Source organism: Thioclava sp. UBA3469, from assembly GCF_002378135.1.
Lineage (GTDB): Bacteria > Pseudomonadota > Alphaproteobacteria > Rhodobacterales > Rhodobacteraceae > Thioclava > Thioclava sediminum.
In genome coordinates, this window is record NZ_DFRG01000109.1 from 1 (window position 1) to 8,229 (window position 8,229).

At 66.1% G+C, this 8,229-nt stretch carries 9 protein-coding genes; 4 read left to right on the forward strand and 5 right to left on the reverse strand.

The features are described 5' to 3' along the window. Positions 1 to 6 precede the first annotated feature (6 nt). Entirely contained in the window at positions 7 to 567 is a 561-nt protein-coding gene (locus B3D39_RS09040; protein WP_274962757.1) for a copper chaperone PCu(A)C, read from the forward strand. Positions 568 to 588: 21 nt separating this feature from the next. Here the strand turns inward: B3D39_RS09040 and meaB are convergent, their stop codons facing one another. Next, positions 589 to 1,575 carry a methylmalonyl Co-A mutase-associated GTPase MeaB gene (meaB, locus tag B3D39_RS09045; RefSeq protein ID WP_078539792.1) on the reverse strand — a complete coding sequence of 329 codons (987 nt, stop codon included), beginning with the start codon at positions 1,573 to 1,575 and terminating at the stop codon, positions 589 to 591. A gap of 130 nt (positions 1,576 to 1,705) precedes the next feature. Between meaB and B3D39_RS09050 the strand changes: the two genes are divergently transcribed. The 3 genes from B3D39_RS09050 to B3D39_RS09060 all read left to right on the forward strand — a co-directional run bounded on the left by B3D39_RS09050 (position 1,706) and on the right by B3D39_RS09060 (position 5,492). Then, entirely contained in the window at positions 1,706 to 2,458 is a 753-nt protein-coding gene (locus tag B3D39_RS09050; protein WP_078603990.1) for a DUF3108 domain-containing protein, read from the forward strand. Further along, positions 2,430 to 4,916: an ATP-dependent helicase HrpB gene (gene hrpB, locus B3D39_RS09055; protein ID WP_414717986.1), complete on the forward strand. Its 2,487-nt coding sequence runs from the start codon at positions 2,430 to 2,432 to the stop codon at positions 4,914 to 4,916. Before B3D39_RS09050 ends, hrpB begins: the two co-directional genes overlap by 29 nt. A gap of 72 nt (positions 4,917 to 4,988) precedes the next feature. Then, positions 4,989 to 5,492 (forward strand): acyl-CoA thioesterase, encoded by a 504-nt coding sequence (locus B3D39_RS09060; RefSeq protein ID WP_078519729.1) that lies wholly within the window; start codon positions 4,989 to 4,991, stop codon positions 5,490 to 5,492. Here the strand turns inward: B3D39_RS09060 and B3D39_RS09065 are convergent. From B3D39_RS09065 to B3D39_RS09080, 4 genes are all read right to left on the reverse strand, one after another. Then, a complete protein-coding gene (locus B3D39_RS09065; protein WP_078569507.1) occupies positions 5,477 to 5,995 on the reverse strand; it encodes a hypothetical protein in 519 nt (172 codons plus the stop codon). The genes B3D39_RS09060 and B3D39_RS09065 overlap by 16 nt on opposite strands. A 169-nt stretch (positions 5,996 to 6,164) precedes the next feature. Next, the gene (lpdA, locus tag B3D39_RS09070; protein ID WP_286789613.1) at positions 6,165 to 7,553 is read right to left on the reverse strand and encodes a dihydrolipoyl dehydrogenase; all 1,389 of its coding nucleotides are present in this window, start codon (positions 7,551 to 7,553) and stop codon (positions 6,165 to 6,167) included. A gap of 48 nt (positions 7,554 to 7,601) precedes the next feature. Continuing rightward, positions 7,602 to 7,994 carry an MAPEG family protein gene (locus tag B3D39_RS09075; protein WP_078603986.1) on the reverse strand — a complete coding sequence of 131 codons (393 nt, stop codon included), beginning with the start codon at positions 7,992 to 7,994 and terminating at the stop codon, positions 7,602 to 7,604. A 112-nt stretch (positions 7,995 to 8,106) separates the two neighbouring features. Beyond that, a partial coding sequence (locus tag B3D39_RS09080) for a 2-oxo acid dehydrogenase subunit E2 (protein ID WP_286789614.1) occupies positions 8,107 to 8,229 on the reverse strand: 123 nt, incomplete at its 5' end.

Sequence of the window (8,229 nt, forward strand, 5' to 3'; positions counted from 1 at the left end):
ACGCAAATGATCCGCAAATACCTGATGAGCGCGGCCCTGATCGCCGCAGCTCTCCCCGCCTTCGCCGCCGAACCGATCCAGATCCTCGACCCTTACGTCCGGGTCTCCACCCCGATGTCGAAATCGGCGGCAGCGTTTATGGAGATCAAGAATATCTCCGATCTCGACGATCGCCTTCTCTCGGTCAGCTCGAACGTCGCCGCGCGCGTCGAGTTGCACACCCACAAACAGGGGCCGAATGGCGAGATGCAGATGCTCGAGGTCAAGGAAGGCTTCGAGATCCCCGCCAAGGGCGAGCATGTCCTGCAGCGTGGCGGCGATCACGTCATGTTCATGGGGCTGGTTCAGCCGCTCCATCAGGGCGACATGGTCACGCTCAACCTGCGCTTCGAGAAGACGGGGCTTATGGTCGTGGACATCCCGGTCGATCTCAAACGCGATCAGCCCGCCGCACCGTCGCAGGACACCGCGCCGGTCGCCGATCCCGAGATTTCGCATGAGGCTATTACCCACGGGGAGCCGGAGCATACCGAGCCCACGATGGACAAGAAAGAAAGCGATATGTGATCGGGTCGGGCAGGGCGGTGCTCAGCCGCCCAGCTGCTCCAGCATCTCGGCTGCGGCCGCCGAGGCCGCGCTCTCGCCGCTGGCCACGGCATCGCCAAGCTCGCGCATCTTTGCCCGGATCTCCGGGTCCTGACGCAGTCTTGCAAGAAGTCCTTCGCGGACCTCGGCTTCGAACCAATGCCGCGCCTGCTCGGCCCGGCGCTGATCGAAATGCCCGTTCGCGCGCCGCCACTCGGCCAGCGCGGTCATCTCGTCCCAAGCCTTCTCCAGCCCGTTCTCTTCCATCGCCGAGACCGGCAGCGCCTTGGGGAACCCTTCGGGGTCCTGAGGCCGCTTGCGCAGCAGCCGCAGCGCGCCCGCGTAATCCGAGACCGTCCGCATTGCCGCCGGTTTCAGATCGCCATCCGCCTTGTTCACCAAGATCAGGTCGGCCATCTCCATGATGCCGCGCTTGACGCCCTGCAGCTCGTCGCCGCCAGCCGGGGCCATCAGCAGCACGAACAGATCCACCATCTCGGCCACGAGCGTCTCGGACTGGCCGACGCCTACTGTCTCGATCAGCACCACGTCGAAGCCCGCCGCCTCGCACAGAGACACCGCCTCGCGGGTGCGCCGCGCGACGCCGCCGAGATGCGCTTGGCTAGGCGAGGGGCGGATGAAAGCGTTCGGATCGCGCGAAAGCCGCTCCATCCGGGTCTTGTCGCCCAAGATCGAGCCGCCCGAGCGGGCCGAGGAGGGATCGACCGCCAGCACGGCGACCTTCAGCCCCTTCGCGGTCAGCATCATCCCGAAGGCTTCGATGAAGGTGGATTTGCCCACGCCCGGCGTGCCCGAAAGCCCAATGCGCAGCGCCTGACGCCCTTCGCCTGCCAACGTATCCAAGAGTTCGACCGCCTGCGCGCGATGCTCCGCCCGGCCCGATTCCACCAGCGTGATCGCGCGGGCCAAGGCGCGGCGATCGGAGGCCAGAATGCGCGGAGCGAGGTCGGCGGGGCTTTGTTTGGTCATCGGCAGGCTTTCGCTGATTTTGGGTATTCGTGTCAAAAATGACATCAGACGTGAAGACTTATCGGTTACTTGCCTGCACCCTGCGACCTATGTCCAGACCCAATGGGAAATTCCTGACACGAGGATGCCAATGACATCTCTTTCGAACCGTTTGCCCCGCGCCTTGACCGCTGCGCTGACAGCGGCGCTGGTGATCGCGCCCCTTGGCGCAGCGCCCGCACGCGCCGAGCAAAGCGACAAGATCGTCTTCGACGTGGTGCTGAAAGGCATCCGCGCGGGCGAGCTGGCGATCAACGGCAAGATCACCGACGGAGCGTATGGCGCGAACGGTGTGCTGCAGACGGCTGGCCTCGTGGGGCTGCTGCGCAAGATCAAGTTTTCGGCCAGCGTCTCGGGGCTTCACGACGGCCAGAAATTCACCCCGCTCAAGTATTCCGAGGTGGACGATGCGCCGGGGCGCAAATCGAAGCACCAGATCGTCTACAATAACGGCACGCCCGTTTCCGTCAGTCAGCAGCCGCCGCGCAAGCCCAAGCCCCGCGATGTCGATCCCGCGAAACAGGGCGGCACGGTCGATCCGCTGACCGCGCTCTATGCGGTTCTGCGCGATGTGCCGCGCGACGAGGCCTGCAAGCTTGACGTGAAGATGTATGACGGCGCGCGGCGCTCTCAGGTGCGGCTGTTCGATCCGAAACCGGACGGCAAAGATCTCGTCTGCTCGGGCGAATATCGCAGGCTCGAAGGGTTCTCGGAAAAGGATATGAAGGAAAAGAGCCGCTTCGCCTTCACCCTCTATTACGAGCCGAGCCCGAAGGGTGGGTTGCAGGTCGACAAGATCGAGACCGACACGCTCTATGGAAAAGGCCGCCTCACTCGGCAATAAGGGGCGGGTGAACACAGACCGCCTCTCTCTTCCGATCGACGTGGTGCTGCCCGATCTGCGGGCGGCGCTCTCTGCGCATGGCCGCGCGGTGCTGATGGCGCCACCCGGCGCGGGCAAGACGACCCGCGTGCCGCTGGCGCTACTGGATCAGATCGAGGGCCGCATCGTCATGCTCGAGCCGCGCCGTCTGGCCGCGCGCGCTGCCGCCGAGCGGATGGCGGACACTTTGGGCGAAAAGGTCGGCGAGACGGTCGGCTACCGCATTCGGGGCGAGGCGAAGGTCTCGAAATCCACCCGGATCGAGGTCGTGACCGAAGGCATCCTGACCCGCGTGCTGCAATCCGACCCGGAACTGACCGGCATCGGCTGCGTGATCTTCGACGAATTCCACGAACGCTCGCTCAACGCCGATCTGGGGCTGGCGCTGGCATGGGAAGTGCGCGGTGCGCTCAGGCCTGATCTGGCGCTGGTGGTGATGTCGGCCACGCTCGACGCCGAGCCGGTGGCGGCGTTGCTGGACGACGCGCCGATCGTGGTGTCGGAGGGGCGCGCCTATCCGGTGGAGACGCGCTGGCTGGACCGTCCGGTCGACAGTTCGATGCGGTTCGAGGCCGCGATGGCTGGACTTATCGGGGAGGCCGCCGGGGCGACCGACGGGAGCCTTCTGGCCTTCCTGCCGGGCGAGGGCGAGATCCGCCGCGTCGAAGCTCTGCTGAAAGGCCGCTTGCCCGCCGACATCGCGATCCGTCCGCTGTTCGGCGCGATGGAATTTGCAGCCCAACGCGCCGCCATCGCGCCCGCGCCTTCGGGCCGGAAACTGGTGCTGGCCACCGCCATAGCGGAAACCTCTCTTACCATCGAAGACATCCGCGTCGTCATCGATGGCGGCCGGGCCCGCCGCGCGCGCTTCGACCCGCGCTCGGGCATGGCGCGGCTGGTGACCGAACCCGTCTCCCGCGCCGAGGCCGAGCAGCGCCGGGGCCGCGCAGGCCGCGTGGCGGAAGGCATCTGCTACCGGCTCTGGACCAAGGGCGCGGAAGGCGCGTTGCCCGCCTTCGCCCCGCCCGAGATCGAGGTGGCGGACCTCACCGGCCTCGCGCTGGAGCTCGCGGTCTGGGGCACCGATGGCGGCGATCTGGCTTTCCTGACCCCGCCGCCCGCGCCTGCAATGGCGGAGGCGCGCGCCTTGCTGGAAGAGCTCGGCGCGCTGAAATCGGGGCTGATCACCGAGCACGGGCGCAAGCTCGCCAAACTGCCGCTGCATCCGCGCCTCGGGCACATGCTGCTGACCGCCGGGCCCGAGGCCGCGCCGCTTGCCGCCCTTCTGGCCGAGCGCGATCCGCTGCGGGGCGCGCCCGCCGATCTGACCCTACGCCTCAGCGCCATCCGCGACCCGAAGCGCTTCGAGGCGAACCACCCCTACACGCCCCATCGCGGCACGATCGAGCGTATCCGCTCCGAGGCGAAGCGGCTGGCCCGCCTTGCCCCCGAGACGCGTGAGACCTATTCGCCCGCCGAACAACTCGCGCTCGCTTACCCTGACCGCGTGGGCCTGCGCCGCAAGGGCGATGCGCCGCGCTACGTGCTGTCAGGCGGCAAGGGCGCGGTGGTGGCCGAGGGGGACCCGCTGGGCGCGCAACGCCTGATCGTGGTGAGCGATCTCGACGGCGATCCGCGCGAGGCTAAGGTGCGCCAGGGCATCGCGATCTCCGAGGCCGAGGTTCGCCGCCTCTTCGCCGATCAGATCGCGTGGCACGATGTCTGCGACTGGTCCAAACGCGAGGGCCGGGTGGTCGCGCGAAAGCACGAACGGTTCGGCGCGCTGGTGCTCGACGATCGCGTCTGGAAGGACACTCCGCGCGAGGCGTTGGCGCGCGGCGCGCTGGCGGGGCTGCGCCAGATCGGGCTGCCGATGACGCCCGCCGCACGCCGCCTTCAGGCGCGGGTGGAGCTACTGCGCGGGCAGGGGGCCGATCTGCCCGATTTCACCGATGAAGGGCTGTTGGCGAGGGCCGAGGACTGGCTGCTGCCCTATCTCGGCAAGGCCCGGACCGAGGCCGATCTGCGCAAGCTGGACCTCACCGATCCGCTGCGTGCGGCGCTCGACTGGGAGCAGATGCAGCTCGTGGACCGTATGGCGCCTGCGCATTTCGAGACCCCTCTGGGCCGTCGCGTGCCGATCGACTACGCGGGCGAGGCACCAGGGATCGAAATCCGCCTGCAGGAGATGTTCGGCGTCACGACGCATCCGACGGTCGGCCCGAAACGCCTGCCGCTGCGGATCACGCTTCTGTCGCCCGGCCACAAACCCATTCAGGTGACGATGGACCTGCCGGGTTTCTGGGAAGGCTCTTACGCGGATGTGCGCAAGGATATGCGCGGGCGCTACCCCAAGCACCCGTGGCCCGAAGACCCGCGCGAGGCCGATCCGACCTTGCGGGCCAAGCCGCGCAAGTAAGCTATGCGCACCGTGCGGATTGACCCCACGGGAAGCTTTCGCGCATATGGCCCGGGGCAACGAGGGAAAAACATGACCGAAACGCTGAGCTTCGAGGACCGCAAGCGCCTCGTGATGACCGTGCTGATGACGCCCGATCAGGCGAATTTCTCCGGCAAGGTGCATGGCGGCGCGCTGCTGAACTGGCTCGACCGGGTCGCGTTCTCGCTCGCCTCGCGCTACTCACAGCGCTACGCGGTGACGCTGTCGGTCGATCAGGTGACCTTCCAGCAGCCGATCAACGTGGGCGAGCTGGTGACGTTCCGCGCCAGCGTGAACCACACGGGCCGCACCTCGATGGAGATCGGCATCCGCGTCGAGGCCGAGAACATCACCGCAGGCACGCGGCGGCACACCAATAGCTGCTATTTCACCATGGTCGCGGTGGATGAGGACGGAAAACCCGCCGCGGTGCCGAAGCTGGAGGCGGAGACGGCAGAGGAACGCCACCGCTGGCGCGCCGCCGAACTGCGGCGCGAACTGCGCCGTGAATTCGCCGCCAAGATGGACGCCGCGGCGGATCACGGCGAGGGGTGAGCTTTCGGGGGCAGGTGAAGCGATAGACGCAGGCCTCCCGCACCGAACTGGATCATTGAGACGCCCCACCGCTCGGGCGAGAGCCGCTCTCCTTTCATCCAGCCCACCGCAACGTTTCCGACCGGAGCCATGTCGTCGCTCTCCGGCAGCCCGACGAGCTTCGGAATCCTTTCGCGCAACTGCATGACCAAGGTCTGGACATTCGCGTCATCAAGCGGCGCGAAGCTATCCGAAATCGAGCAAGCCCCCTTGTTGGTGAGCAGGGAGAGATGGCTTTTCGGATCGACGTATTCATGGTGGTGGATCGTCATAGGGACATCGATCAGGCCTGAGATGTCGGCGCTTTCGCCTGTCAGCATCGGAAGGCAACGCTCCTCGAACATGCTGAGCATGGCGTGCGCCGGATCGTAAACGGTACGCGCATAGCCGTCTCGCAGGAGGTAGCCGACGGGCAGGCCGATCGCGATGGAGAGCGCCAAGTTGACGAAAAATCTGCGGGTCATTCGGAAAATGCGGCAATGAGATAAAGCCCGGGAAGGTTAGCACCCCCCGGAGGCTAAGCAAGTGCGCGCGACAGGCGAGGAACTTCAGCGGATCTCATCGCGATACCTCTCAAACGAAAAAGGGCGCCCCGCGGGGCGCCCTTTCGCATTTCTCACGACCCTTGGCCGATCAGGCGTGGATCGCGCCGTCGCCGCAGGCGAGCGCGGCTTCGCGCACGGCTTCGGAGAAGGTCGGGTGGGCGTGGCAGGTCAGCGCCACGTCCTGCGCCGAGGCGCCGAATTCCATCGCCACGCAGATTTCGTGGATCAGGTCGCCCGCGCCGGGGCCGATGATGTGGCAGCCGAGGATGCGGTCGGTTTCCTTGTCCGCGATCAGCTTCACGAAGCCGTCCGACTGGAACACCGCCTTGGCGCGGCCATTGCCCATGAAGGAGAACTTGCCGACCTTGTAGGCGCGACCGTCCTGCTTGAGCGCCTCTTCGGTCTGGCCCACCGAGGCGACTTCCGGGGTGGTGTAGATCACGCTCGGGATCACTTCGTAGTTCACGTGGCCATGCTTGCCCGCGATGACTTCGGCGACGGCCATGCCTTCGTCCTCGGCCTTGTGGGCGAGCATCGGGCCGGTGACCGCGTCGCCGATGGCGTAGATGCCCTTCGCGGAGGTCTGCCAATGTTCGTCGGTTTTCACCTGACCGCGCGGCAGCATCTCGACGCCGACGCCTTCGAGGCCCAAACCATCGGTATAGGGCTTGCGGCCCGTCGCGACGAGAACGGTCTCGGCCTCGATCGAAGCCTCGCTCTCATCCTTGCGCAGCTGGTAGTTCACGGACGCCTTGCCGTTCTTCACGTCGACGCTCTGGACTGCGGCGCCCATGACGAATTTCAGGCCCTGCTTGGACAGGATCTTCTGGAAGTTCTTGGAGACCTCGCCGTCCATGCCGGGGGTGATCGCGTCGAGATATTCCACGACGGTCACATCCGCGCCGAGACGGGCATAGACCGACCCCATTTCCAGACCGATGACGCCCGCACCGATGACGACCATCGACTTCGGGATCTTGTTGAGCGACAGCGCGCCAGTGGAGGTCACGACGGTTTTCTCGTCGATCTCGATGCCCGGCAGCGAGGACGGCTCGGAGCCGGTCGCGATCACGATGCTCTTGGCGTTATGGACGTCCTCGCCCACTTTCACCTTGCCGGCTTCCGGGATCGAGCCCCAGCCCTTGAGCCAGTCGATCTTGTTCTTCTTGAACAGGAACTCGATGCCCTTGGTGTTGCCGTCGATGACTTCCTGCTTGTAGGTCAGCATCTGCTTCCAATCGACCGAGGGCGATTTGCCCTTCAGGCCCATCTTGGCGAAGTTATGCTCGGCTTCGTGCAGCTGATGCGTGGCATGCAGCAGCGCCTTGGAGGGGATGCAGCCCACGTTGAGGCAGGTGCCGCCGAGGCTGTCGCGGCCTTCGACACAGGCGGTTTTCAGGCCCAGCTGGGCGCAGCGGATGGCGCAGACATAGCCGCCCGGGCCGCCGCCGATCACGATCACATCATAGTCAGCCATTGTTCTTGCTCCTTGGATTGGGGCGCGAGGGGGCCTCGCGCCGGGAGGTCAGATCAGCGCGGCAACTGCCAGCGCCAGAATTGCGAAGAAGGAAAAGCCCCAGATGAGCGAGCGCCACGGCACCCAGCCCAGCAGATAGGACGGAATGTAGAGAACCCGCGCGATCAGGAAGATCCAGGCGAAGGCCGCAGTGGCGGCGCTCGACTGCCCGGTCAGGCCGATGACCAGCGCGACGGGGGCGAAGAGGATAAGCCCCTCGAAGGAGTTGTTCATCGCGCGCTGAATCCGGCCGAGCAGGGTCGAGATCGGCGGCGGCGTCCTGTCGCGCGGAGAGACGGGGTATTTCGTGCCGAGCTCGGTATTCGCTTTGACCGAATAGGCGACCATCAGCCCCAGATGGAGCAGGATCGCGAGGATGAGCACGGTGAGTTCGGGGGTCATGGGTCGCTCCCGGTGGAGAGGGCGGACCGGAGGGCTGTCTGCCCCCCGGACCCCCCAAGGATATTTGGATCAAGAGGAAGGGGCGGGGGCCGCCGCCTTCGTCCCAAGTCGCTTACAGATCCATCAGCAGGCGGCGCGGATCTTCCAGCGCTTCCTTGACGCGCACGAGGAAGGTCACGGCGCCTTTGCCGTCGACGATGCGGTGGTCGTAGCTCAGCGCGAGATACATCATCGG